Source organism: Mycobacterium lepromatosis (assembly GCF_000975265.2).
GTDB lineage: Bacteria > Actinomycetota > Actinomycetes > Mycobacteriales > Mycobacteriaceae > Mycobacterium > Mycobacterium lepromatosis.
Map to the genome: position 1 here is coordinate 1,766,482 of NZ_CP083405.1, position 24,597 is coordinate 1,791,078.

Sequence of the window (24,597 nt, forward strand, 5' to 3'; positions counted from 1 at the left end):
CTTCATGAACGTCGTCAAAATCGGCGGGGGACCGTGTTCGGTGTCCGGTCGGTGGGTGACAAGTGGGAAAGGAAACGACACTCATGTGTCCGGCAACTGTGCTTGACTCCATCCTAAAGGGGGTCCGGGCCGATGTTGCCGCACGCGAAGCCTGTATCAGCCTGTCCGAAATCAAAGCAGCCGCTGCGGCCGCACCAGCACCGCTAGACGTTATGGCTGCTTTACGTGAGCCCGGTATTGGTGTTATCGCCGAGGTCAAGCGCGCCAGTCCATCGGTGGGTCCATTAGCCACCATCGCTGACCCGGCAAAGCTGGCCCAGGCTTACGAGGACGGCGGTGCTCGGATCATCAGCGTTTTGACTGAGAAACGTCGCTTTAATGGTTCACTCGACGACCTCGATGCGGTACGTGCCGCGGTCTCAGTACCAGTATTGCGCAAAGACTTTGTGGTGCAGCCTTATCAGATCCATGAGGCGCGTGCGCACGGTGCTGATATGTTGTTGCTGATCGTTGCTGCGTTGGACCAATCGGCGCTGATGTCGATGCTGGACCGCACCGAATCACTTGGTATGATTGCTCTCGTCGAAGTTCGCACGGAACAAGAAGCGGACCGGGCCCTAAAGGCGGGGGCCAAGGTGATAGGTGTAAACGCTCGCAATTTAATGACGTTAGAAGTGGACCGGGATTGTTTCTCGCGAATTGCGCCCGGTCTGCCAAGTAACGTGATCAGGATCGCCGAATCCGGTGTACGTGGCACCGCAGATCTGTTGGCTTACGCTGGTGCGGGAGCTGACGCCGTATTGGTCGGCGAAGGCCTGGTGAAAAGTGGTGACCCACGTGCAGCGGTTGCCGATCTGGTCACCGCAGGCACCCACCCATCATGCCCAAAACCGGCTCGCTAGTCATTTGCTGAGATCCAGTGGTGAAACATTGAGCCTTATCCGCCGGCTGTCTGTTGAGTTTTGGTGATGCCAAATCTATCCCGTTTTAGCGTGGCCATCTCCGAACCCACTCGCCACGACCCCGATTCGGGCGGGCATTTTGGTGGCCCCGATGGTTATGGCGGTCGCTATGTCCCCGAAGCGCTGATGGCGGTGATCGAGGAGGTCACCGCCGCCTACGAGAAGGAACGCGTCAATCAGGACTTTCTGGACCTGTTGAACAAGTTGCAGACACACTATGCTGGCCGGCCGTCGCTGCTATATGAAGCTACTCGGCTTAGCGAGTACGCTGGCTCGGCGCGCATCTTCCTCAAGCGAGAAGACCTGAACCACACTGGTTCTCACAAGATCAACAATGTTCTTGGTCAGACATTGCTGGCCCAACGAATGGGCAAGACGCGAGTGATCGCTGAGACGGGTGCCGGTCAGCACGGGGTAGCCACGGCGACGGCGTGTGCGCTGCTTGGCCTGGATTGTGTGATCTACATGGGTGCGGTTGACACTGCTCGGCAGGCACTCAACGTGGCGCGGATGCGGCTGCTGGGTGCCGAGGTCGTCTCGGTCGAGAGTGGCTCGCAAACGCTTAAGGACGCTATCAACGACGCGTTCCGGGATTGGGTTACTCATGCAGAGAACACTTACTACTGCTTCGGGACCGCTTCGGGACCCCATCCTTTTCCGACCATGGTGCGTGATTTGCAGCGCGTAATCGGCCTCGAGACACGTGGGCAAATCCAGGATCAGGCCGGCCGGTTACCGGATGCGGTCACGGCGTGCATCGGCGGAGGATCCAACGCCATCGGAATCTTCCATGCGTTCCTCGATGATCTGGGTGTACGGCTGGTCGGGTTCGAGGCGGCCGGCGATGGCGTCGAGACCGGTAGGCATGCTGCGACATTCACCGGTGGTTCGCCCGGAACGTTCCAGGGAACGTTCTCCTACCTGCTCCAGGACGATGACGGTCAGACCATCGAATCACATTCGATCTCAGCAGGTCTGGACTATCCGGGGGTTGGTCCCGAGCATGCGTGGCTAAGGGAAACCGGACGCGCCGAATACCAACCAATTACCGATTCTGAGGCGATAGAGGGGTTTCGTTTACTGTGTCGCACCGAAGGTATTCTACCCGCCCTCGAGTCCGCGCATGCTGTCGCCGGTGCCCTCAAGTTGGGTTCTGAAATGGGCAAGGGTGCGGTCATAGTGGTGAACCTCTCGGGTCGCGGCGACAAAGATGTCGAGACAGCTGCAAAGTGGTTCGGCCTGCTGGGTAACAGATGATGGTTGTGGATCAGAGCGAAACAAGTAGGCTTGGTACGGTTTTCGATTCGTGTCGTGCGGACAATCGCGCGGCACTGATTGGTTACCTGCCCACCGGTTACCCCGATGTGCCTACTTCGGTGGACGGTATGATCGAACTCGTCGAATCTGGTTGCGACATCATTGAAGTCGGCGTGCCGTATTCGGATCCCGGCATGGACGGTCCAACCATCGCTAGGGCCACTGAGGTTGCGCTTCGTGGGGGAGTGCGAGTCCGCGATACGCTAGCCGCGGTCGAGGAGATCAGCCAAGCTGGTGGACGCGCTGTGGTGATGACGTATTGGAATCCTGTTTTGCGCTATGGGGTTTGTGCGTTTGCGCGGGATCTGGAGTCGGCTGGAGGGTATGGTCTGGTCATCCCCGATCTTATTCCCGACGAAGCACACCAATGGATCGCGGCATCCGAGAAGCATCGGTTGGATCGTATTTTTCTGGTGGCGCCGTCATCGACGCCTCGCCGGTTGGTGACCACGGTCGGGGTGTCGCGCGGATTTGTCTATGCGGTGTCTGCGATGGGTGTGACCGGGGAGCGTGACGCGGTGTCGCCGGTTGTGCCAGAACTGGTGGCCAGGGTGAAGGCAGTATCTGACATTGCGGTCGGCGTAGGCCTGGGGGTGCGATCACGGGAGCAGGCTGCGCAGATTGGAGGCTACGCTGACGGTGTCATCGTTGGCTCCGCGTTGGTTTCGGCGCTGGGCGACGGTTTGCCTCGATTGCGTGCTCTCACTGAGGAACTCGCTGCTGGTGTGCGCCAAAGGACGTCCATGTGACGAGGATGTTGCCCGGCTATTTTCCCAGCCCACCGCGTGGGGTGTGGCACCTTGGTCCGCTGCCGATTCGGGCGTACGCGCTGTTCATCATACTCGGCATCGTCGCTGCGCTAGTGGTCGGCGACCGGTGCTGGGAGGCTCGAGGTGGTGAGCGCGGCGTGACCTATGACATAGTGCTGTGGGCTGTGCCTTTCGGATTGGTTGGTGGCAGGCTCTATCACCTGGCTACTGATTGGCGAACCTACTTCGGGCAAAACGGTGCCGGGCTCGGTGCGGCGTTGCGAATCTGGGACGGCGGCTTGGGCATATGGGGCGCCGTGGCTCTCGGCTGCGTGGGCGCGTGGCTTGGTTGTCGATGTCACCGAATTCCGTTGCCGGCATTCGGTGACGCGCTAGCTCCGGGAATCATTTTGGCACAGGCGATCGGCCGGTTAGGAAACTATTTCAATCAGGAGCTTTACGGCCGAGAAACCACGATGCCGTGGGGCTTAGAAATCTTCTACCGTCGAAATCCCGCGGGATACCTGGACCCACATTCGCTCGATGGTGTTTCGACTGGACAATTGGCGTTCGTCGTACAGCCGACATTTCTTTACGAATTGATCTGGGACGTTTTGGTATTCTTCGCGTTGATCTATGTAGACCGATGGTTCACCTTGGGCCACGGCCGACTGTTTGCAACCTATGTCGCTGCCTATTGCTTCGGACGGTTTTGGATCGAGCTGTTGCGCGACGACACGGCCACACACATCGCTGGAATCCGGATCAATTCGTTCACATCGACTTTCGTGTTCATTGGGGCTGTGGTTTATATCATCCTGGCGCCAACAGGGCGCGAGGAGCCTGAGACCCTTTGTGGTGCTGAATATGTCACCAGAGAAATTCCAGAACCCGAGTCAGCGACTCAGCACGCGACTGTGGCTTCAGCCTCAGCTGCAACCACGGCGATGCTAGTTTTTACCGACGAAGAGTTGGCAGAAACGATAGAATCTGCCGAAGTCGTTGAGTCTGATGCAGAGCGCGAAGTGTGAGCCCGTTGAAGACAAGGTTGAGCAATTTACCGAGGAGAAAGAGTTGACTATCGGTGCCGAATCCGACACCGAAGATCGGGAACACCGGTTCGACGCGGAGGCGGTTAGGGAATTGGTTGAGGAGACCATGGTCGTCGTCACTGACGCCGAGTCAGAAATAATGGTACCGGTCGATGTCGAGCCAGAAGAATAAGAATCCGTAGTTGAGCAGGGCGGGGACCTCTGGCGAGCGATTGTGGGGCAACGTGGCAGCGCTGGACTGTCCGGCTGAGGAACCGGCTGCTGCGTCGGTCCGGTCGTTGCCGAACGCACGTTGCGGTGGTTGGGTTTGTAGCCCGGTGGATCTGGCATGCTGAAAATGTGATTGATCAGTTGTGGTCTGATCCGGCAAGCTCTGGATCGCCACCGCCAGGTTATTCATCTGGGTATTTGCCGTCGTATCCGCAATACCCGGAGTCTGGGAGCTACCTTGATCCGGCCGCACTCTGGGGTCGGTATCCGGTCACCGGGCAGCTATTTTCCGACAAATCGAAGACTGTCGCGGGTCTGGTCTCGCTGCTTGACTTAATCGGCATCTTGGCCATCGGGAGCATCTACCTTGGCTACATCGGGCTGGGTATTGTGCAGGTGCTGTTAGACATCTTCACGTTCGGCCTTGGTGCGGTCATCTGGGGTATTGTCGACGCGCTGTTGATATTGACCTACAAAGTAAGGGACCTGTCGGATCGCCTGTTGCGCTATGGAACCTAACCAGGTCTTGCGAGCTGTACAGCAGCGTCGTCAGCAGGACCCCAATCGTCGTCTTTACGGTGTGGCCGGTTCGGGGATGCTATTGGCCGGCGCATTCGGCTATGTCGGGTTCTTCGACCCGCACAACGCGGATTTGGTTTATCCGCTGTGTCCGTTTAGGCTGCTCACGGGCTGGAACTGCCCGCTTTGTGGTGGCCTTAGGTTGATGCATGACCTATTGCACGGCGATCTGGCGGCCAGCGTCAACGACAATGTTTTTCTGTTGGTCGGAATCCCAGTCTTGGTTGGCTGGGTTGTGCCGCGTCGCTGCTTTGGCCAGTCAGTACTGCCGACAGCCGCGTTGCTGACGGTCATGGTCGCGTCGATCGTGTGGACGGTGCTGCGCAACGTGCCTGGGTTCCCGTTGGTTCCGACTGTTTACAGCGGGTAACCGCGCGGCACGCCGGACAAATTAGTCGTCCTTACGTACCTGAAATCCGCACTGGTTATTGGCGAGACTATGCTGGGTCGCCGTGACGAGACGCGGGAAGATCGTCTGTACCCTTGGCCCTGCAACACAATCGGACGAGTTAATCCGGGCGCTGGTCGAAGCCGGAATGGACGTCGCCCGTATGAACTTCAGTCACGGCGATTACTCCGATCACAAGGCCGTTTACGATCGGGTGCGCGTAGCGTCTGATGCAACCGGACGCGCGGTCGGCGTGCTCGCCGACCTGCAGGGCCCGAAGATCAGGCTGGGACGCTTTGCCGCGGGGTCCACCTACTGGGCTGACGGTGAAACGGTACGGATCACTGTGGCCGACTGCCATGGTAGCCACAGCCGGGTATCAACCACCTACAAGAATTTGGCTAGGGATGCGGTGGTCGGTGATCGGGTTCTGGTCGATGACGGCAAGGTCGGACTGGTGGTCTCGGCCATCGATGGTGACGACGTAGTCTGTACTGTCACTGAAGGCGGCCCGGTTAGCAACAACAAGGGCATGTCGTTGCCCGGGATGCACGTGTCCGCTCCGGCCTTGTCGGACAAGGACATTGAGGACCTCACGTTCGCACTGAATCTAGGCGCCGACCTGGTTGCGCTTTCGTTCGTGCGCTCGCCGTCTGACGTTGAGCTCGTCCACAGAGCGATGGATCGCATCGGGCGGCGAGTACCGGTAATCGCCAAGCTGGAGAAGCCGGAAGCCGTCGATAACCTCGAAGCTATCGTGCTGGCATTCGATGCCATCATGGTGGCCCGCGGCGACCTGGGTGTCGAGCTGCCACTTGAAGAGGTCCCACTGGTGCAGAAGCGGGCAATTCAGATGGCCAGGGAGAATGCGAAACCCGTCATCGTGGCAACCCAGATGCTCGACTCGATGATCGAGAACTCCCGGCCGACCCGAGCTGAGGCTTCCGACGTCGCTAATGCGGTGCTCGACGGCGCCGACGCGCTCATGTTGTCCGAGGAAACGTCGGTGGGGAAATACCCGTTGGCGGCTGTGAAGACGATGTCGCGCATTGTGTGCGCGGTTGAGGAGAATTCCACGGCCGCGCCGCCGTTGACGCACGTACCTCGTACGAAGCGGGGGGTAATCTCGTACGCTGCTCGCGACATCGGTGAAAGACTTGACGCTAAGGCCTTGGTCGCGTTCACTCAATCCGGTGACACGGTGCGACGACTGGCGCGTCTACATACCCCGCTGCCGCTGCTTGCCTTCACCGCGTGGCCAGAGGTGCGCAGCCAACTCGCTATGACTTGGGGCACCGAGACATTTCTTGTACCAAAGATGCTGTCCACTGACGGCATGATCCGACAGGTGGACAGGTCACTGCTCGAACTTGGTCGTTACAAGCGTGGTGATTTGGTGGTGATCGTCGCTGGCACGCCACCTGGCACAGTAGGCTCGACCAACCTGATCCATGTACACCGGATCGGAGAGGACGACGTATAGTCCGCCCCGCCCGACGGCGATGCGGGCCAAGTAGCGGTTCGACGAGGAGCTAGGCAATCAGTCTGAGGAGAGCCTGTGTCGGCCTGGCGATGAGCCGAATGCGCGAGAAGACCCTGGGAAAAAGGCCATGTCTGACTTCGAGGAACTGCTTGCGGTATTGAATCTCAACCGCGTCGCCGACGATCTATTCATCGGATACCATCCCAGCAAGAACCCGCTGCGGACATTCGGCGGGCAGCTCGTGGCGCAGTCCTTTGTGGCTAGTAGCCGCACACTGACCCGAGACGACCTGCCGCCCAGCGCATTTTCAGTGCACTTCATCAATGGTGGTGATACAACTAAGGAAATCGAGTTTCACGTTGTAAGGCTGCGTGACGAGCGGCGTTTCGCCAATCGTCGTGTCGACGCGGTGCAGGACGGCATGTTGTTGTCCTCAGCGATGGTTTCGTACATGTCTGGCGGGCGTGGGCTCGAGCATGCTGTCGAGCCGCCGGAGGCGGCCGAACCTCATACCCGACCGCCGATAGGCGAGTTGTTACGCGGCTACGAGCAGACTGTGCAGCACTTCGTCAATGCGTTGCAACCGATCGAATGGCGCTATATCAATGACCCGTCTTGGGTTATGCGTGACAAAGGCCAACGGCTTGCCTACAATCGGGTCTGGGTTAAGGCGTTGGGAGTATTGCCCAATGATCCTGTGATACATACCGCGGCAATGTTGTATTCCACCGACACCACCGTGTTGGATTCGGTCATCACTACCCATGGGCTGTCGTGGGGTTTCGACCGTATTTTCGCTGTTTCCGCTAACCATTCGGTGTGGTTTCACCGACAGGTGAACTTCGATGACTGGGTATTGTATTCGACTTCGTCGCCGGTAGCTGCAGATTCGCGCGGGCTGGGCACTGGGCATTTGTTTGATCGCTCGGGGCAACTAATTGCCACGGTGGTCCAAGAAGGGGTACTGAAATACTTTCCTGCCTCCCGTCGATAGACCATAGCTCGATGCGCAAAAAGACTGTCCTATTTAGGCTCAGCACCGTCCTGGTTAAACGTACCGTTTCGGTAGGTGGTACTTGCGCGGTGGGAAGCGATGGGTGAGTTGCTTAGCTAAAAAGTAGCGACATCGGGAGGTGATTGTGAACGAACCGCCGATCGATGGTCGGACCGAGGTTCCACGTGCGTGAACGCGTCGTGGTTTACGTCGATTCGCTCGCTGCTCGCTGGATCGGTGCTATGGTTCTGTTTTGCGCCGTACTCTGGCTGATCGTGCTGATCGCTCGCTGTCACCATCACCCGGGGTAAAGTTTACCGCCGCCGGCTGGTAACTGACGGTCCTGGCTGCGATGGCATTAATCGCTCGTGGCATCATACTGGAGTCTCGAGTGACGACCATGCACGCGACAGCTGCGCCTCTGATGGTATTGGCGGGTATGGGCCGGGGGTGCAAGTGGCTGCCCTTCGATTTGCTCAGTGACGTGCTGGTAGCCAGTTCGGGGATGGTGCTTGATGTAGCCGATATCGTCAGGTCTACAGTCCGTGGATCTGCCACGTAACTGGAAATTGAGCAATGCCACCACCAGGGACCCTCTTGACGCCGAGGAGCAATTCTCCGAGTTAGTCACTGACTTCGCCGCCTTGCGCCATACCTATGTCTGGCAGATCGCGGTGGTGGATTGCAGCGAGTGGCGGCTCAAGCTATGGAGTGATCTTGTCGCGCTCGGGCAATCGCTGCGGGCAATACCTATCGCCGCGATATTGTCATCGATGTGTCTAGCTTCGACACGGTGGGACGGAAGTTCCGGCAACCTGTGTCAGGCAAGTGCAGCGCACCCACAATTGCGGCATCACGACTGAGATTATGGCAGAACAGGAACTTGACGATAGGCGGTTGACTGAATTTACCGAAGTAACGTGGGCATCGCACATCAGGGCGCACATGGATAGCCGATTTTACATGAACCTCGATGGAGTGCTGGAGAGGCAGTTTCCGTAATACAGCTAGATTGTCGCCAGAGCTTCCTCAGGCCGTGTGCAGGGCTTTCACTGGTCTGCGATTTCTGCCAGCAGGACGCCGATATCATCCTTGCTTGCGCTTTGGCGTCGTAAACGAAGCCCCGAACGGTATCGATGTACAGTGTAGCATTGACATTATGACAGCCGCTTAAAAGGCTGGGAGGATTAGTGGCTATCGCTATTGTGTTCGACCATTCCCGACAATCTTCGAATACATGCAATCCGGTCTATTGTAGTGTATTCTCTGCCGGCTTCTTCATGTCTTAGATCTGTTGATTGCACTTGAGTCACTATGACCATTATTACACGCAAGTTTCACGCGTTGGGCGAGTAATGCTAAGCGCTGATCTCGATAACGCAAATCATTCCCTTGATGTTCGTGTTGTTATCGCTGGAGTTCATGTCGCATCGCAGGCATCTCTAAAAAGATATTTGCGACCAATCGGCCCGCCCGCTCTGTTGGTTTTGAAACAGTTTGATCGTACGCCGGGCTGGGTTCTAAATTCGCGGGCATGTCATCGGCCCGTATCACCAGCGCTGTTTGCGGAATCGGAGGCTCGATCGCCATCCACCTGGCGGAGAATGTCTGGGCGATGTTCGCCGGGGTCCGCACCGATGGCGATGCGGCTGCCGATCACGACAGACCATCCGATTACGCTGGTCATCCTCGATATCACGGACGCTGATCGTGTTGCTGCACTAGACGGTTTGTTTCTCGACAGCCTGGAGGCCGTCATCATTGCCAGCGGATTGCCTTGAAGCACTCCTGCTAGCGGAGCTGCAGCCGCAATTCGAGTTAAACTTCTCGGTCAGGTTGCGGTGACCCAGGCGGTACTACTGCAGTTATGGTTTGCACAAGGCCGGATCGTTCTCGTTTCGAGTCTCGTTGGCAAAGTAGCGTTTCTGCTGATCTATGCATACTCCGCCTCGAAATTTGCACTTCAGGCCGTGGGCGACGTGCTGCGTATAGAGTTGAAGCGGTGGAACAGCGCTGTTGTGCTTATCGAGGTAGGAGCGACGGACACTGACATGTATTGGGATGGATACGTACGACATGTTGGATGGCGCGGCGGCGGAGCGCCGCGGACTGTACGAAGGCCATTTTACGGGCTTGGATACCTCGATCATGTCGTTGCGGGCAGTGGCGTCGATGTCCGCCGGATAAGGTTGTTGCCGAAACGCTGATGGCGTGGCTTCCTACGACGACGTGCGATTAGGTTCTTCGATGGATGAAGAGTCAACTTGAATATTCCCCCTACTTAGCTGTCGTTGGTTGCGCCGGTTGGCGGAGGGATGTGAAGTTACGACCTCGCTGCTTCGATGCATAGTTCTTCGCAGCGAGGGTCTTTGGGAAGGTGGTGAATGGCTATCACGACGGTTCTATCGTTGGACATCAGAGCGAAGTTGGGCGCCAACAGATCACCTAGCGCACCGTTCGGTGTCGATCGCATCGAGGTGTTCGTTAGGTTCGTCGAGCAGCACGATTCGGGCAGGTTAGAGTACAGCACGAACTAGCGGCAACTTCTTGCGCTGGTCCGCCGAGACTGACTGTGCGCCAAAGATCAACACGGTCGATAGACTCTCTGGCAAACTGGTGATCCAGCTGTTGAGGCCGACTGCCGCTAATACCGTTGCCAGTTCTTCGTCTCGGTAATCACTGCACGCGACCAGAAGGTTGTTTCAAATCGTGGTGGCGAAAATGTGCGTTTCCTTGGCGAAAAATATTTCAGTGCTGAGAAATTGAGTTTCATTGAATTGTCTGATGTCGACTCCGTTCAGCAGGACCTGTCCACACAGCGGAGGTAGCAGGTCCGCGACTGTCATCAGTAGTATCGTTTTTACCAGCGCCACTAGCTCTGGTGACGGTCAGTTGGACGCCGGGTGGTAGGTCGAGGGTTATCCGGAATGGCCGCATTGCTTCGGCATGTCCCAAACTGATTTCGTCGAATAACCTTCTAGTTCAGGTAGTTAGCAGTGTCGTTGTCGTAGATTACGCACGCCAAAGGCAGCTTGACGGAGCTAGGTCGAGGAGGCGATACGCCGCTGTTCGCGACCGTATCAACTGGACGGCGGCAGCAGGTAATGGAGTCATCGATTAAAATGCCTAAAGCGGCAACAACATCAGAACGGCCAGTGTGGTTTGGCAAGAAGTTTGGGGTTATTGCGATCCCGGCCACCACAGCGATGAGCAAACTGGTCCCGATCGCCGCGGTTGGCACTGCCTCAGCGACTGTTTCTGGCCTGGTCTCGCCCTCGAGGAGGTTACCCCAAGCATATTGCTGGCGTTGTGATTCAGCGATGACAATTGGCAGTGTACCTGTGAAGCGCAGTTCTGGCGCATGTTCAAGCGCAATCATGGCAGACGTATCGCGTTCGGAATGATGTTCCCGGGAAATATTTCCTGCGCCGCAGTGGCACTGTCAGCACACTAAGGCGCCACAACACCTGTGATTAGTAGGCAGATCTCCAGTACCGCAGCGGCCGGCCGAGAAATAGCTGAGAAAACAGCAGTTGCCGCCAGTGACAAGACCATTAAGACGTCCATGATAACTACCTCTCGAACCAGCGCGGTGGCCAATTTCGTCTACGTAGGCACCGACTCGTGCCACTAGTCCACCACTCGGTAGTCGGATAGAGGCTGCCACCGGTCCGTTGGTTAGCCTATGATAGATCTGCACGCGAAGCGGTGTTGGTCGCGCGTAGCACGGTGTCGTGTGTGGCCAGTCGCTCGCAGTAGTGTAGTAAGCCCCGAGAAATCGCGAAAGTTCTTATCGTGACCACCGCAACGGATAGATCCAACACGGTAGGTATTTGCCAGGCCCGGGTGATCAACCATGCTGAAACCCCGGCTAGCATCAGGATCAACGCGTCTAGCAAAGTCTTCTGCAGACTGACCCGTTGCACCCGTTTCTCTATACTTGTGATCTTTGCGGGATCAAATTGGCACACAATGTACCTCGCTATCTTATAGATTCGCGGTTACATCAGTAAACCCAGTCACCAATGGCGACAACGTGCTTGCGGTTGCCGACGATTACCATGGTCGCACCAGCTTGTGCACGTTGTACGATGGCGTGTACCATCTTGTTTTCGGTGTGGGTATCCAGGTGTGCGGTTGGCTCGTCGAGCAGCGGCACGGATGCGTCTGATCCGAAGGCTCGGGCCAAGCCCAGCCGCTGCTGTCCCAATGACAGTCTGACTCCTCTACTATCTACAATGGTTTCTTTCCCGTACAGCAGATTGTCCAGAATGGTGTCGAATCTAGGTGTAACGAAGGAAGTTTCAAGTTTTCAGAGTTGTTCAGACCACCCAGAAGAAGCAGGTTGTCACCGACGGTTCCCGGTATTAGTATCGGTCGCTGCGGCAGCCAGGATAATTGCCGCCACCAAGAGGCGGGGCTCAGGTCGGTGACGTCGACGACAGCAACGGCGACGCGGCCTGACGATGGCGTGGTTATTCTGGAGATTGCTTGCAGTGTAGTGCTTGGCCTGCACCTTTTCGCCCGGTCAACACAGTTAATTGACTCGGTTCGATCACTGCGGTGAAATCATTAGGGGCGCGGTCTTCGCGGCTGGTCACGCTGAGCTTTTCGAGGCTGATCTCGCGGTGCCACGCGCGGTGACTGTTTGTTGCGAAGGTGGGCCAGCCGGTGCGGCCGTTTCGATGCGCGAGAGTGCCTTGTCGGAAACAGCCCTGCAGTTCTGTGCCGCATGGAATTCCACGCTGACGCGCAGCAGCGGTCAGTACACGTCCGGCACCAGCAACAGGACGGTTAAGCCGAAGCTCAGACCGATCTCGCCGAACACCAGGTTAAGGCCGATACCGACAGCGATCAATGCTGCACCCAGCGTGGCCAGCAATTCATACACCAATGCCGATAAGAACGCAATCCTTAGTGTTGCCATCGTCGAGTATCGTTGGTCAGCAACGAGTTCGGCTATTCGATGTTTTGGAAACTGGTCACGGACCAGTGCCCGCATTGTGCGCGGATACCAGAGATCAGATCCAACAGTCGCGCTTGTAGGATTGTTGTAGCGACTAGCGCCTCCGCCGATCGTTCGGTCGTTGTCAACCCGATCAGCACTATGAAATTTGGTATCAACGGCAGTGTTATCAGTTCTATCGCAGTCGATTTCATGTTGTAGAGCGTGATCACGGTGACCGCCCCGGGGGGGGAGGATTGTGGCCAGCAGCAAACTCGGGAGGGGGTACTCGGTGAAGTAGGGGAGCAAGCCGTTGAGGCCACGACTGACCACTACCGCGGTGGCATCGAGCTGTGCTACTAGCCCACCGGGTTGCTGGGCTGTCACGGATGCCAGTACCTGACCGTTGAGATCGGCGATAACCGCGCTAGCGCCACGGTGGCCCAGGTGTGCCTGAAGCCAATGTGTAGTTGTGCGTATGATTGACAGCACAAACAGGATTGACAGTGGACCCAGCCAGTCGTGCAAGTCGCGTGCTGAGGGATCGGTGATTACCCGCGCGACGATGCTGGCCAGCAGAATCGCTGAGCTGATCACGCAGCTCGAGATCACCGCGCCGCAATCCACGGTGGTGGCCAGGAGGCGGCGTAACGCGCTGGATGTCTCCCCACAGTCGCGGATCCAGGGGAGCTCCGCTGGTTGAGTTTTTTGCGTTCAGGACGTACGCTTCGTCAGGCCGATCGGTGGAGGTTCGAGATTCGTTGTTGGAGAATCAAATATATCCACTCGTGATACACTAGTTTTAGTGGTACAAACATCGCAGTCACTCCCGTCATGATCTTGAGAGTGTAGAGAGTCGACGAGGTGTTGTAGATGTTCATGCTCCAGTGTGTGTGTGTTCAGCATCGAGGGCACCAAGTTTGGATATAGTATTGCGGAACAAAAAGATTACCACGGCTGCCACTACCACGTCGGTGCACGTGAACACCCAGCCTTCGGATGCGTGCCGCTATACCAATCATTACTGTTACCACCTGCGTGACCACCGCGACAGCTAACACCAGCCAGGTTCAGTTCTTACTATGCGCCAGTTGCATCCGAAGTTCGAAGCCCGCAACCAGTCCTGTCACCAGAAGCGACAACCAGGCAGAGAGTCGGTAGGCATCGTCGTGGATCGGACCGGAGATCTTCAATGTGGCAAACACCGCGCTGTAGATCAAAAACAGCCTGACTGTGGCTAAGCCACCCAACGTGTGTAGCCATTGAGCACTTCAGTGATTGACAGGTTGACGTGAGTATTGGTGTCCACGGGGAGTCCGCGAACCAAAATGGCGAACGTTACGCTCCACAATGCCGCAGGCAACTATGATCCGGCAACAATGCCGAAATCGGCCCAGTAGCGCCATGTTGTGCCGTCAATCTTGCCACGCCATTCGATGGCGACGGCACGCACGATCATGTCGAAAAGGATGGTCAGCAGCGGCAGGTACAATGTGGAGAATACGGTGGCGTACCAACCGGGAAAAGCGGCGAACATCGCAGCGCCCGCAACGATCAGCCAGATCTCGTTGCTGTCCCATACCGGGGCGATGGTGTTCAGCGCAGCGCGCTGGTGGGCTTCCTGTTCGCACGTGAGCGAACGGCTTCATTAACATACTCACGTTGAAGTCGACGCTCTCCAGGATGAACATCCAGGATGAAGAAGCCAAGGAACAGTGCTGTTATAACAGCGAACCACAATATCCTGGAGTCCCACTGGTCAACTCCTTTCGGGAGTTCGTAAGCGTTAGTAAGCGAAAGACAACGGGGCTACTTCGTCACTGCCGGGCGCGGTGGTCGCTGCCGGTTCGGCGTCGTGCTCCTGCGGTCCTTAGGTGACGTAGCGTTTGAGTAGCTAGCATCAGATGACCGCGAGCACCGTGTGGACTAGGGTGAATGTCACCAGTGAGGTTATGACCATGCTGGAAGTGTGGTGCGAGACACCTTCGTAGACGGTGAGCCGGACCAGTTGATCGCCGGTCGGGTTGGGGTGGCTATCCAGGGTTGGCCTCATTTCGGTGAACACCCAGCCGGCGCCGTTGGCCAGGAACGGTGTGGGAATGGTCAGCAGCGCCCGCCGAGCGAATCATCGCTGATTGGGAAGCCGACCGCCGTGGGTGCGTCACAACACCGTCAGTGCAAACAACGCTAGAATCGCAAGTAGCCCGATCGTCGCACGAAAGGACCAGTGGGTGACGAATAGGTTGGGTCGGTAGTCATTTGGTCCGCATCTTTGTTGGTACCTCTGCTGGATGTCGCGTACACTGTGCAGTGTCACATTGCTGAATTGCCTATTAGCACGGAACGGCAGAACGTAGAGGACCTCGATCACACGGGTAATGCTTTCGCAGTTGTTATGGGTGCCGACCGTGAGGATCGAGAAGGCCGGATCGGTTTCAGTGTCGCATAGCTATTCGGCCGAAGCCATTTTCATCGGTTGCTGTTGGAACATCCATTTGCTTTGGTGGTCACCGCTGAAGAACACGCCTACGCTGGCAACCAGCGATCCCGCTACCCAGGATGGTTGCTCGGGCGATACATGGTGTGGGCATCTGATTCGGCCCTGGTTTGGTGGGAACTAACTAGTCACCAGGCGCTGACTGTGACGACAAATGTCCTCGCGGTCAGCAATGAGACGGCGACAGCGTGCGAAAAAGCTTTTTGCGCAGTGTTATTGCTGAGCAACACGGAAATGCTGGTCAATTCGGCCCTCCGGGTCGTTGGGTTGTAGTGCCCGCCCACCGGATGCTGCATGAACGAGTTCGCTATAAGCATGAAGAATGCGGGCGCGTTGACCGAAATCGCGACAATCCAGATGCACGCCAGGTAAGACCCAGCTGAGGTAGCCTGCCCCATCCGAAGATAAGATCCACAGCCCTAGGAAGGTAGACTCGAAGAAATAAGGTGGCCAGGCCCTCCAGTGTTACCGGGGTGCTGAAGACGTCACCGACGAACCGTGAGTACTCGCTCCAATTCATCCCCAACTGAGATTTTTGGACTATTCCGGTTGCCATGCCGATGTTGAAGTTGATCAGGAACAGCTTGTCGAGGAATTTGGTTAGTCGATACCACGCGGTGTTACCGAGTTGTTACCCACACTGTTTACATAACGACTACCAAGGGAGCCAGACCAATGGTGAGGAGAACGAAGATGAAGTAGTAGACGGTGGTGGTACCGAACTGCCACCGTGAAATATCGACGGCGTTCGCCGGTCATCTCCCGAGCCTATGGGCCTAATTAGTTTGCTATGATGCAGTGTAGTAGATGGCCTTAGTCGGCGCTACTGGCAATTTCCCGTGGATTCGACGGCTCAAACGTGGGCCGTGCGTGATTCCTCGACAAACAGGTGGCTGGAATCATCAATGACCTTGCGTCCGAGGAGATACCACGTGCGCATGGTGCTTTATTTTTTATGACCTCAATGCGACCGCGCTTTTCCTCACTGAGGAGCTGGTAAGCTGTCTCCGGCACTTGAATGTATTCTCACCGAGTTGGTGGATTCCATCCCGGACGCGATGTTAACCGCGTCGCCCCACAACATCGTAGAAAACTACCGAGACTCCGCTACCTCGGTGATGACCGTGCCGTCGGTCAGCCCGACCCGCACTGGCATTGCGAGGTCGTGCGGATTCTCCAGTCCGGCTGCAACATCGGCCATATCGAGGGCAAAGTCCGCAAGCGCCTGTACATGGTCAGGACCTGGCCCTGGAACTCCGTGGACTGCCATGTACATGTTAGAAGTCACCGCTGACTTTGATCTTCTTCAGGCAGTGCTTGTCCACCGGCGCATCGAAAGCGCTGTATGGTTGGTCCGGCAACCGCCCTAGATCGGCCGGTGCGGTGTGCTTTGGGTGCTGTGCTTAGTGACGCCAACGATGTTGGCGCACAGGACCGAAGCATCGTCGTATTTATCGGCGATGACGGTTTGGTCGGGCTCTTTGAGCCGCTTGGTGATACTGGCTGGCAACATGTTGGCTAACAAGGCTTCGGAGCGGTCGTAACAGGCTGACATCATCACCTCGGCGCGCGGTGTCTCGCAAGGTGAACCGCACTGTAACGACCGCCATAACGCACGCCGAGGCTGTGGTTAGGACAAACCGATCGACTGGTCCTAGTCCTGGCTTTAACCTGGTGGTACGCGAAACCAGACGTTCCAGCGCGATGACAAGCTCGGTGCCGAGTGGGCCTCTAGTGGGCCGACGCCAACACGATGTTCTCAATATCCAACAGCACCACAAAACAGGCACCTGCGAAGAAGAACTGTAGAGCCCGACCGCGGTGCCCTCGTCCCCAGCAGCTTGGGAAGACCGAAATATATCGGCTATGCCGATATATTTCAACAGCGGGACTAGATCTGCGAAACGGTGCAGCAGCGGGACAATTGTGAAGATTATCGTGATGCCAACGTTGATCGAGCTGATCTACCAGGACTATGTTTCGGCTACAGTCTGCACAATCAAGAAACTCGCGCTCACCATCTCAGCCAGCCAGGTGGTTAGGTTAGGCACGCGTTGTCACCAGCCACAGTTTCGGTGTAATGTTGATTGTGGCCGCACGGTTGCGACACAGTCTGGGTGGTGCGCCGAAGCTGTTTGGTCCTTCCGATGGGGTACTATGCTTCTCAGCGGCTGCACCCAAAGCCTAGCCGTTGAGCTCAATGTTTACCGAGCTTAGGCGGTGAATTGCCGGCGGCTTCCGATAGTGCCCTCGGTGGGATTCGAACCCACACTGGACGGGTTTTGAGTCCGTTTCCTCTGCCAGTTGGGATACGAGGGCTTTATCCGGCTTAACTACCTTAGAGAGGAGCCTCCCAAGAGTTCACTCTGCCCCCGAGATCGCTAGCCGTTGGCGGCCACGTCAGAATGGCCTTATGACCGAACCCACGACCGACGCCGACGCCGCCACGCCGCACCGGGTTCTGATTGCTGAAGACGAAGCACTCATCCGACTCGACCTGGCCGAGATGCTGCGAGATGAAGGGTACGACATCGTTGGAGAGGCCGCTGATGGCCAGGAAGCGGTCGAACTGGCAGAACGCCATAAACCCGACCTGGTGATCATGGATGTGAAGATGCCGCGCCGTGATGGGATTGACGCAGCATCGGAGATAGCCAGCAAACGCATCGCGCCGATCGTGGTGCTGACCGCGTTCAGTCAGCGTGACTTGGTTGAACGTGCACGCGATGCGGGGGCTATGGCCTACTTGGTTAAGCCTTTCACCATCAGCGATTTGATTCCGGCGATCGCATTGGCGATGAGCCGGTTTAGTGAGCTCACCGCACTGGAACGCGAAGTGGCGACGCTGGCTGACCGGCTGGAGACCCGTAAGCTCGTCGAGCGAGCCAAAGGCCTACTGCAGGTCAAACAGGGCATGACTGAACCCGAGGCGTTCAAATGGATTCAACGTGCAGCCATGGATCGGCGGACCACGATGAAACGGGTGGCTGAAGTCGTCCTGGAAACCCTCGACATTTCCAAAGACACCTAGCCGGTCGGCAGCATGCTTGCCCAGCAAATTGCGTGAGAAAACTCTTGAGCACTCCACGATTGCCGACGAGCCATGACCGTACAAGCCCTGATTGGCGGTGATGCTGACCTTGGTCTGCTCGACCTAACGGCCGGTGGCTTGTCCACGGAGTTGCCAGGTTAGTTCACAGGCCTGGGCGATCGCCTGGGTGGGGATGGTCTCGCCGAAGTACGCCACCCCTCCCGACAGGTTGACCGGGATCTTCTCTTCTAGAGTGGCTGCTTCACTGTGCAGCAGCGCCTCGGCTTCATCCTTGGCGCACCGCCCCAGGTGGTTCATACCAGTAGAGTGCCAAGGCGGTGAAAGGTTGTAACCTGCGGCCAGGCTCAGGTCGTTGGGCCCGAGGCCGACCTAGGTATAGGCGGTGTCGAGAATTTGATCCTTGAACGCTCGGTCCGATGTTGGCGCAACGGCTATGAAATCTGTTGTGATGTAAGGTAATTCGTTCAGGAGTTGCGGGTAGTGTGGGGTGATAGTGATTGCGCGCACCGATGGTATCTTTCGTACAGCGAGCCGAGGTATTGGCGGGCTAAATTTGTGCTGGCCACGATCGATCAGTGCTGCCGCGCCGTCAGAGGTGGTGCATATATCCAGAAGTTGCAACGGATCGGCCGCCACCCAGCTGGCCAGTACATCGTAGAGACTGATGTCTCTTTGCGGAATTGGATATTGGGATTCTGTAGGCTATACTGGGAATTCTTGACCTTCACCTGGGCGAAATCTTCGAGTATGGCCCCGTAGAGATCCCTTCCATCCGCCGCCGCATGGGCAGTGCGAAATGCACCGGGTGGGTAGCCCCAATGAGATGGCACTGCCGTCAGTTTGGATCGTTGCAGTGTTGGCCTTCCATCGGTGCCAAAAGCCCCTTCGGCGTGATGATTTAGTGCGACGTTGCAGAAAGCAGCCAAGATCTGAGCCTGCGCACTTTGCGGCATCTGCGGACCGCTGACGCACGTGGTATAGCTCGAGCTGACTGGTACGCAGTTCGAGCCGCGTTTCTGTGCGAACGTAGCGATGGCAACGAAACCCGGATACCCGCTGTGGATCGTGTCTGCACTGGTTACCGGCTGAATCGGCCTTCAGTTTAAACTGAATTCAGTGAGTGTGTAGCGGGCGGTGATTCCCTCGTATTCGGTGAAGTCGTTGCCAGGCTTGCCCCACGGGTACATGCCGGTGCGGAGGATCTACACTGGTGTCGGCGTAATTATGTTCATGGGATTATCCACCCGTGTATCATGTGTTCGATCACGTCGTAGGTGAACAGCGGCATGGTGGTCCGCTCTATATCGACGCAGGCCTTCAGATCAGTGGCAAGTGTTGCCGTCTCGACCGCCTTGCCCCATAAACGATTAGCCTCTTGCGGGCCAGCGCGACCGCGTCGACAACCCAGCGGAGTCAAGTGTGTCGCTGGTGTAGGGTGGAGTTGAGACAGTTGTTCCCCCGGGGCGAGAAGACGCAGGTGCTGCATTGGGGGAACTTGCTGTAGAGCAAATAGGGGTTGCCGGTTTCTTTATCGGCATCGTCGGTGGCTAGCCAAATCCTTGGTCGCCTACGCTCGGTGGGTGACCTCTGGCATCGAGCCAGCGTACCGAGCCAAACTACAAAAACTGAAACGTATTACAACTTGCACCGCAGCTACCTGTGCGAGCCAGTATTGAACGGTGCATCGCTGGGGTAATTGAAGCCTAGGGTGTTGTTGGTTTTGTGTGGTTGAGGGGTGTGGTGGGTTATGTGGTGGGGATCGGTGGTGTGGGTTGTGTTGGTGGTTTAGGGTTGGTCGCGGCGTAGGTGGGCTGCTTGCAAGGGCCGCCGAGTAGTTGGTGTTGGTCACCGGCCGCGACATCGAAGCTGGCGATGCTGGGGGTGCGTCTGGTGTGGCGGGTGGCCGGGGATCAGTTGCGCTTTTCTGGTGATGTGTTAGCCCGCCACGCGCACAAGTCACCAGATCACGCCGTGGATGGCTTTTATCTTCCTTCCGCGGTCGATCCCCACAAAAAGTCAAGTACTGCCCTAGGCTAGAGCACCGCCGTACGCGTCATCACCGGCTGCGAGGTCATCGACGAACTGTGAAACCAACACGGCACCAACACAGCCGGGGGCACACCGGCTGGCCGAGGGCCGGTGAACAAACAGACACCCCACAGCCATAGCATGCACCCGAAAGCGCCCCCAACACCCAGCGCCAACAAGATCTAGGCTAGCCCACCAAACTCCCGACCGTATCGGCCAGCGATGGCACACCAGAACACTACTTCACCTGCCACCTATGAAACCGACCAACAATTCCTGCCACAAACACCAACACCCCCGGCCACCACACAACAACAACGCTTTAGTCAGCGCTGTCGAACTTGCGAGCTCGTAGTGCGCGCTTCACCACAGCACGCCGAACTTGCTCACCAAGAACACGTCGAGCTCAGCATCCAGCGCCGAAGCGATTGCCCAGCCCACCGGAACACCGCCGTGAGTCAACCTCAGGACGAGCAAATCCTGCTTACTGCAGTAGGACATCAGCTGTCCTGCGAACACGCTCCCAGTTCACGTCGGTCGCGGAAGTTGCACGTCGGTGTCTGCCGGAGGAAGTCACTCGGTGGGGTCATGGTCGCAATCTGGGCTACGGACCCCTTACCAATTCCAAGTAAGCTCGCGAGGCCGGACACCGACTAGACAAACGCGACGCCCTTATCGCGAACTGCTGTTTGCAACATGTGACTGTGCCATGTCGATCGAATTGTTGTCTGGATCGGCTTAGAAACCTGGATACCATTATGTAGAAACGGAATTGACGATGGTACTGGATCGATGAAAAACCGCGGCGTTAGGACTTTGGATTTACTAGCCTGGCTTGTGCTGTTCGTCGCTTCGGTCGGGCAAAGTAGGCAAGGCGAAAAATTATAGCGAGTTTAGCCTCTGGTCTCAAGTACGGATATGCGTTGGCCCGCGATATCAAGGAGTTTTTTGGGGTGATCCGGGGGAGTAGAACATTACACGGTGCGATCGCTAGCTTAGAGGAACGCGTCCTCATTGAGCCGCTGGTACGGAACGAGCCGCGCCAACCCTGCCGATTAACAGCGGACGGCGAGGCCAAACTTGCGGCAGTTGTTGGGGAGTTGGAGGTTATCGCCAAAGAGGGTGCATTACGGTTGAGAATACCGTAGCTTTCCCGTTTGGCTCCTTGCTGTGAACACAGATGATGCGCAGCGGGTGCTGTCGTGGTTATCTGCGCAACTAGTGGCATCGCTACGGCGACGAGCTGGTGGCGTTGCTGGAAGACATGTTCGGCTTTGAACCGTTTTTGGTTAGTTGCCGAATATCGACGTTCCGGGCAGGCATGATTGAGAGGATTCACGATATTAGACGGCGCGCTTTTAGCAACATGTCATTACAGCATCGTTTGCGCGGTTGTCTAGGCCGTCATCTTGACTGTAGTAGTTGGCGACTGGGTGAGGCTAACCACCAGAAGCTCGCTACCAAAACGGTGTTCCGGGCGGTAACCTGACTAATCACACAGTGTGTCCGAGGGGGGACTTGAACCCCCACGCCCATTAATTAGGGCACTAGCACCTCAAGCTAGCGCGTCTGCCATTCCGCCACTCGGACGAGACCTCAACCACAGTTGGGTAGCTAAGGCTATCGGATTGGTCTGCGCCGGACCAATCCAGCTCAGCGCTCCGGACTTGTCGAACGAATCGACAAGCGGCTGCTGTAAGTCGTGCAAAAGACGAAGATGTCACACCCGCTCACTGTAGTGGTGGTAGGAAAGGTGACTGTGACATTTGAGACCGACGTCCCAGTCAACCCGAGCAATGATGTGGTTGAGGTTGTCAGCAGGTTGATTCGGTTCGACACCACCAACACCGGCGACCCCGAGACCACGCGGGGTGAGGCTGAGTGCGCGCAGTGGGTAGCCGCCCAGCTCGCCGAGGTTGGCTACCAGCCTGAATACGTGGAATCCGGGGCACCCGGTCGAGGCAATGTGTTTGCCCGTCTTGCGGGTGTGGATCGTTCGCGCGGCGCCCTGCTTATCCATGGGCATCTCGACGTGGTGCCCGCGGAAGCCGCCGAATGGAGCGTGCACCCGTTTTCCGGTGCAGTCGAAGGAGGTCAGGTCTGGGGCCGTGGTGCGATCGACATGAAAGACATGGTGGGCATGATGATCGTGGTCGCCCGGCAGCTAAAGCAGGCCGGCATCGCGCCGTCGCGAGATCTCGTTTTCGCATTTGTTGCCGACGAAGAGCATGGTGGCAGTTATGGATCGCAATGGCTAGTCGATAACCGGCCCGATTTGTTCGACGGCGTTACCGAAGCTATCGGCGAAGTCGGCGGCTTTTCGCTAACTGTGCCGTGCCGCAACGGTGGTAAGCGTCGACTCTACCTGATTGAAACGGCCGAGAAAGGTATGCAGTGGATGCGGCTGACTGCACGGGGCAGAGCGGGGCACGGCTCGATGGTGCACGATCAGAACGCGGTCACCGCGGTCGCCGAGGCGGTTGCGCGTCTGGGGCGTCACCAGTTTCCGCTCGTGCCGACCGACACCGTAGTCCAATTTCTGGCCGCGATCAGCGAGGAGACCGGCCTCGAATTCGACATTGGGTCGCCCGACTTGGAAGGAGCAATCGAAAAGCTTGGACCGATGGCTCGCATGTTGAAAGCCGTGTTGTACGATACTGCTAACCCGACGGTACTCAAGGCCGGATATAAGGTCAACGTGGTGCCGGCGACTGCGGAAGCTGTGGTTGATTGCCGCATACTACCCGGCCGGCAGGCGGCATTCGAGGCTGAGATTGATGAATTGATCGGTCCTGATGTGACTAGGGAGTGGATCAAGGATTTGCCGCCATACGAAACTGCCTTCGACGGGGATCTGGTTGATGCCATGAACGCTGCCGTGCTGGCGGTCGACCCCGATGGTCGAACGGTGCCTTACATGGCTTCCGGCGGCACCGATGCGAAAGCTTTCGCACGCTTGGGTATTCGCTGCTTTGGTTTTAGTCCGCTGCGGTTGCCACCAGAATTGGATTTCACCGCGCTGTTTCACGGTGTCGACGAGCGGGTGTCCATCGACGCGCTCAAGTTTGGCATCGATGTGCTGGCGCACTTCCTGACACACTGCTAATCGCAAAGTATTAATCACGAGAGGATCGTCCATGAGTTTGCTGCCTGACCCATACGCCGCGTTGCCCAAGCTGCCATCGTTTTACCTGACGTCGGACTCGATTACCGACGGCCAGCCGTTGGCTACACCGCAGATCAGCGGCATCATGGGTGCGGGGGGAGCAGATGTCAGCCCTCAGCTGAGCTGGTCGGGATTTCCGACCGAGACCTGTAGCTTTGCGGTCACCGTCTATGACCCCGACGCACCGACCCTATCGGGATTCTGGCACTGGGCAGTGGCCAACCTGCCCGTAGACGTCACCGAGTTGCCAGCAGGTGTGGGCGGTGACGGTGAACTTCCGGCCGGAGCGTTGACGTTGATAAATGATGCGGGCATGCGCCGTTACGTGGGTGCTGCTCCGCCGCCTGGCCACGGTGTGCACCGCTATTACGTGGCGGTGCATGCTGTGCAGGTAGAAAAGCTCAATCTCAGCGAGGACGCAAGTCCGGCTTTCCTGGGATTCAATCTGTTCCAGCACGCAATCGGTCGCGCCGTCATCCACGGCACTTGCGAAAAGCACTAGCTAGGTCACACTGAACACCTTAGCAAGCGCCGCCGGTCGCGTTTTAGGGATACAATGTTGGACGGCTGTGACGTAATCGTATATACGTTATGACAGCCCTAGGCTTGGATTTGGATCGCCGCTGGATGTGGCGGCCTGGTTTGAGGAGCTGTTCAAGCGACAACCACGCCGGATTCTGCGGCGCTGGTAGGTCCGATCTTTATCTTTGTCTCGGGCGGAAAATCGGGCGACCGCAGCGCGGCTTGGTCGCGATTGGCGATTGTTTGTCTATCGGCTTTTGTGCTGCTCGGACACCGAAGCGTAGGTGGTCGACGTCGTGGAGGTATTGACTGTTGAGTGGGTCGCGGCGTTGCGAATCAGCCAGGAGTTGACCTCGAGTTGACTGCGGTATGTCCGGGCAATGCGAGAGTGGTTGCCGAAGCGGGCGGAAATCTTCACAGCTGGTGACATTGACTTTCCGACATTTTTCGGACGATGGTGTGTCGTGTTTATCGGATCATCGGTTGCAAGGCGTCGTGTTGGTCGTCGATGCTGCAGCGCCCCGGCTAGCCGTAGGTGTCGCGCGGCCCTCTGCCAGGAATGGACGTGTCGCTGGCACGACTGCTGCCAGCCTGTCATGAACTGCGATCTCGACTACACCATTGCATACGCCGATGGCGGGCCAACTTGACAT

At 57.2% G+C, this 24,597-nt stretch carries 23 protein-coding genes, 2 tRNA genes and 7 pseudogenes; 18 read left to right on the forward strand and 14 right to left on the reverse strand.

The window, feature by feature from the left end; translation table 11 throughout:
* The first annotated feature begins 83 nt into the window (after nt 1–83).
* The 13 genes and pseudogenes from trpC (at nt 84) to MLPF_RS15790 (ending at nt 9,921) form a co-directional block, all read left to right on the forward strand.
* Nucleotides 84–902, forward strand: a complete 819-nt coding sequence (gene trpC, locus MLPF_RS08455; protein WP_045843026.1) for an indole-3-glycerol phosphate synthase TrpC — start codon at nt 84–86, stop codon at nt 900–902.
* A gap of 63 nt (nt 903–965) precedes the next feature.
* Nucleotides 966–2,219, forward strand: coding sequence for a tryptophan synthase subunit beta (gene trpB / locus MLPF_RS08460; protein WP_193386733.1), 1,254 nt, complete (start codon nt 966–968; stop codon nt 2,217–2,219).
* Nucleotides 2,216–3,028 carry a tryptophan synthase subunit alpha gene (gene trpA, locus MLPF_RS08465; RefSeq protein ID WP_045843028.1) on the forward strand — a complete coding sequence of 271 codons (813 nt, stop codon included), beginning with the start codon at nt 2,216–2,218 and terminating at the stop codon, nt 3,026–3,028. Before trpB ends, trpA begins: the two co-directional genes overlap by 4 nt.
* Entirely contained in the window at nt 3,025–4,059 is a 1,035-nt protein-coding gene (gene lgt, locus MLPF_RS08470) for a prolipoprotein diacylglyceryl transferase (RefSeq protein WP_045843029.1), read from the forward strand. The genes trpA and lgt overlap by 4 nt, the downstream gene beginning before the upstream one ends.
* On the forward strand, nt 4,040–4,252 hold the full coding sequence (locus tag MLPF_RS08475; RefSeq protein WP_236685007.1) for a hypothetical protein: 213 nt from the start codon (nt 4,040–4,042) through the stop codon (nt 4,250–4,252). Before lgt ends, MLPF_RS08475 begins: the two co-directional genes overlap by 20 nt.
* A gap of 167 nt (nt 4,253–4,419) precedes the next feature.
* Nucleotides 4,420–4,809 carry a hypothetical protein gene (locus MLPF_RS08480; RefSeq protein ID WP_427901933.1) on the forward strand — a complete coding sequence of 130 codons (390 nt, stop codon included), beginning with the start codon at nt 4,420–4,422 and terminating at the stop codon, nt 4,807–4,809.
* Nucleotides 4,799–5,239: a DUF2752 domain-containing protein gene (locus MLPF_RS08485; protein ID WP_045843030.1), complete on the forward strand. Its 441-nt coding sequence runs from the start codon at nt 4,799–4,801 to the stop codon at nt 5,237–5,239. The genes MLPF_RS08480 and MLPF_RS08485 overlap by 11 nt, the downstream gene beginning before the upstream one ends.
* Before the next feature lie 82 nt (nt 5,240–5,321).
* A complete protein-coding gene (gene pyk, locus MLPF_RS08490) occupies nt 5,322–6,740 on the forward strand; it encodes a pyruvate kinase (protein ID WP_045843031.1) in 1,419 nt (472 codons plus the stop codon).
* 127 nt (nt 6,741–6,867) lie between these two features.
* Nucleotides 6,868–7,734, forward strand: coding sequence for an acyl-CoA thioesterase II (locus MLPF_RS08495; RefSeq protein WP_045843032.1), 867 nt, complete (start codon nt 6,868–6,870; stop codon nt 7,732–7,734).
* Nucleotides 7,735–8,303: 569 nt separating this feature from the next.
* Nucleotides 8,304–8,597 carry a hypothetical protein gene (locus MLPF_RS17475; protein ID WP_237755972.1) on the forward strand — a complete coding sequence of 98 codons (294 nt, stop codon included), beginning with the start codon at nt 8,304–8,306 and terminating at the stop codon, nt 8,595–8,597.
* Nucleotides 8,598–9,371: 774 nt separating this feature from the next.
* Complete coding sequence (locus tag MLPF_RS08505; protein WP_156147078.1) at nt 9,372–9,515, forward strand: hypothetical protein; 144 nt, start codon at nt 9,372–9,374, stop codon at nt 9,513–9,515.
* 18 nt (nt 9,516–9,533) lie between these two features.
* Nucleotides 9,534–9,779: pseudogene (locus MLPF_RS17480) on the forward strand (SDR family NAD(P)-dependent oxidoreductase); the annotation flags it as partial.
* A 16-nt stretch (nt 9,780–9,795) separates the two neighbouring features.
* Entirely contained in the window at nt 9,796–9,921 is a 126-nt protein-coding gene (locus MLPF_RS15790; protein ID WP_272946109.1) for a hypothetical protein, read from the forward strand.
* Nucleotides 9,922–10,057: 136 nt separating this feature from the next.
* Here MLPF_RS15790 and cydC read toward each other — a convergent pair.
* The 8 genes and pseudogenes from cydC to MLPF_RS08540 all read right to left on the reverse strand — a co-directional run.
* A pseudogene (cydC, locus tag MLPF_RS08510) lies at nt 10,058–11,615 on the reverse strand (thiol reductant ABC exporter subunit CydC); the annotation flags it as partial.
* A 125-nt stretch (nt 11,616–11,740) separates the two neighbouring features.
* Nucleotides 11,741–13,306: pseudogene (locus MLPF_RS08515) on the reverse strand (ATP-binding cassette domain-containing protein).
* 87 nt (nt 13,307–13,393) lie between these two features.
* A pseudogene (gene cydB, locus MLPF_RS08520) lies at nt 13,394–14,422 on the reverse strand (cytochrome d ubiquinol oxidase subunit II).
* Between the two features lie 43 nt (nt 14,423–14,465).
* Nucleotides 14,466–15,913 (reverse strand): annotated as a pseudogene (locus MLPF_RS08525) (cytochrome ubiquinol oxidase subunit I).
* 356 nt (nt 15,914–16,269) lie between these two features.
* Complete coding sequence (locus MLPF_RS08530) at nt 16,270–16,464, reverse strand: adenylate/guanylate cyclase domain-containing protein (RefSeq protein WP_237817117.1); 195 nt, start codon at nt 16,462–16,464, stop codon at nt 16,270–16,272.
* A gap of 78 nt (nt 16,465–16,542) precedes the next feature.
* On the reverse strand, nt 16,543–16,737 hold the full coding sequence (locus tag MLPF_RS08535; protein ID WP_236685010.1) for a nucleotidyl cyclase domain-containing protein: 195 nt from the start codon (nt 16,735–16,737) through the stop codon (nt 16,543–16,545).
* A 64-nt stretch (nt 16,738–16,801) separates the two neighbouring features.
* Nucleotides 16,802–16,966, reverse strand: a pseudogene (locus tag MLPF_RS16280) (hypothetical protein); the annotation flags it as partial.
* Between the two features lie 455 nt (nt 16,967–17,421).
* A tRNA-Leu gene (locus tag MLPF_RS08540) sits at nt 17,422–17,495 on the reverse strand.
* Nucleotides 17,496–17,589: 94 nt separating this feature from the next.
* Here MLPF_RS08540 and MLPF_RS08545 point away from each other — a divergent pair.
* Complete coding sequence (locus MLPF_RS08545) at nt 17,590–18,207, forward strand: ANTAR domain-containing response regulator (protein WP_045843033.1); 618 nt, start codon at nt 17,590–17,592, stop codon at nt 18,205–18,207.
* A 54-nt stretch (nt 18,208–18,261) separates the two neighbouring features.
* Here the strand turns inward: MLPF_RS08545 and MLPF_RS08550 are convergent.
* Nucleotides 18,262–19,415, reverse strand: a pseudogene (locus MLPF_RS08550) (lipid-transfer protein); the annotation flags it as partial.
* 41 nt (nt 19,416–19,456) lie between these two features.
* Entirely contained in the window at nt 19,457–19,645 is a 189-nt protein-coding gene (locus MLPF_RS17485) for a hypothetical protein (protein ID WP_045843034.1), read from the reverse strand.
* A 389-nt stretch (nt 19,646–20,034) separates the two neighbouring features.
* Here MLPF_RS17485 and MLPF_RS08560 point away from each other — a divergent pair, with 389 nt between their 5' ends.
* On the forward strand, nt 20,035–20,265 hold the full coding sequence (locus MLPF_RS08560) for a hypothetical protein (RefSeq protein WP_237817102.1): 231 nt from the start codon (nt 20,035–20,037) through the stop codon (nt 20,263–20,265).
* On the opposite strand, the gene MLPF_RS08565 is transcribed toward MLPF_RS08560, so the two are convergent.
* Both MLPF_RS08565 and MLPF_RS08570 read right to left on the reverse strand, forming a co-directional pair.
* Nucleotides 20,262–20,432 carry a hypothetical protein gene (locus MLPF_RS08565; protein WP_237817104.1) on the reverse strand — a complete coding sequence of 57 codons (171 nt, stop codon included), beginning with the start codon at nt 20,430–20,432 and terminating at the stop codon, nt 20,262–20,264. The two genes, MLPF_RS08560 and MLPF_RS08565, sit on opposite strands and share 4 nt — an antisense overlap.
* 187 nt (nt 20,433–20,619) lie before the next feature.
* Entirely contained in the window at nt 20,620–20,757 is a 138-nt protein-coding gene (locus MLPF_RS08570) for a hypothetical protein (RefSeq protein WP_156147081.1), read from the reverse strand.
* 422 nt (nt 20,758–21,179) lie between these two features.
* On the opposite strand from MLPF_RS08570, the gene MLPF_RS08575 reads away from it, so the two are divergent.
* Nucleotides 21,180–21,404 (forward strand): hypothetical protein, encoded by a 225-nt coding sequence (locus MLPF_RS08575; protein ID WP_050039090.1) that lies wholly within the window; start codon nt 21,180–21,182, stop codon nt 21,402–21,404.
* Between the two features lie 355 nt (nt 21,405–21,759).
* Here MLPF_RS08575 and MLPF_RS08580 read toward each other — a convergent pair.
* Nucleotides 21,760–21,846: transfer RNA gene (locus MLPF_RS08580), tRNA-Leu, on the reverse strand.
* Between the two features lie 127 nt (nt 21,847–21,973).
* Here MLPF_RS08580 and MLPF_RS08585 point away from each other — a divergent pair.
* Nucleotides 21,974–23,362, forward strand: a complete 1,389-nt coding sequence (locus tag MLPF_RS08585) for a M20/M25/M40 family metallo-hydrolase (RefSeq protein ID WP_082082364.1) — start codon at nt 21,974–21,976, stop codon at nt 23,360–23,362.
* Nucleotides 23,363–23,393: 31 nt separating this feature from the next.
* Entirely contained in the window at nt 23,394–23,924 is a 531-nt protein-coding gene (locus MLPF_RS08590) for a YbhB/YbcL family Raf kinase inhibitor-like protein (protein WP_045843038.1), read from the forward strand.
* A 267-nt stretch (nt 23,925–24,191) separates the two neighbouring features.
* On the opposite strand, the gene MLPF_RS08595 is transcribed toward MLPF_RS08590, so the two are convergent.
* Nucleotides 24,192–24,374: a hypothetical protein gene (locus tag MLPF_RS08595; RefSeq protein ID WP_156147083.1), complete on the reverse strand. Its 183-nt coding sequence runs from the start codon at nt 24,372–24,374 to the stop codon at nt 24,192–24,194.
* Nucleotides 24,375–24,597 lie beyond the last annotated feature (223 nt).

What these genes read in the sequence shown, in the direction of transcription:
- trpC (WP_045843026.1), top strand. Translation starts at nt 84, where the DNA reads ATGTGTCCGGCAACTGTGCTTGACTCCATCCTAAAGGGGGTCCGGGCC.
- trpA (WP_045843028.1), top strand. Translation starts at nt 2,216, where the DNA reads ATGATGGTTGTGGATCAGAGCGAAACAAGTAGGCTTGGTACGGTTTTC.
- MLPF_RS08475 (WP_236685007.1), top strand. Translation starts at nt 4,040, where the DNA reads ATGCAGAGCGCGAAGTGTGAGCCCGTTGAAGACAAGGTTGAGCAATTT.
- MLPF_RS08485 (WP_045843030.1), top strand. Translation starts at nt 4,799, where the DNA reads ATGGAACCTAACCAGGTCTTGCGAGCTGTACAGCAGCGTCGTCAGCAG.
- MLPF_RS08495 (WP_045843032.1), top strand. Translation starts at nt 6,868, where the DNA reads ATGTCTGACTTCGAGGAACTGCTTGCGGTATTGAATCTCAACCGCGTC.
- MLPF_RS08505 (WP_156147078.1), top strand. Translation starts at nt 9,372, where the DNA reads ATGGCGATGCGGCTGCCGATCACGACAGACCATCCGATTACGCTGGTC.
- MLPF_RS15790 (WP_272946109.1), top strand. Translation starts at nt 9,796, where the DNA reads ATGGATACGTACGACATGTTGGATGGCGCGGCGGCGGAGCGCCGCGGA.
- MLPF_RS08545 (WP_045843033.1), top strand. Translation starts at nt 17,590, where the DNA reads ATGACCGAACCCACGACCGACGCCGACGCCGCCACGCCGCACCGGGTT.
- MLPF_RS08570 (WP_156147081.1), bottom strand. Translation starts at nt 20,757, where the DNA reads ATGTCCTACTGCAGTAAGCAGGATTTGCTCGTCCTGAGGTTGACTCAC.
- MLPF_RS08585 (WP_082082364.1), top strand. Translation starts at nt 21,974, where the DNA reads ATGTCACACCCGCTCACTGTAGTGGTGGTAGGAAAGGTGACTGTGACA.
- MLPF_RS08590 (WP_045843038.1), top strand. Translation starts at nt 23,394, where the DNA reads ATGAGTTTGCTGCCTGACCCATACGCCGCGTTGCCCAAGCTGCCATCG.
- MLPF_RS08595 (WP_156147083.1), bottom strand. Translation starts at nt 24,374, where the DNA reads ATGTCACCAGCTGTGAAGATTTCCGCCCGCTTCGGCAACCACTCTCGC.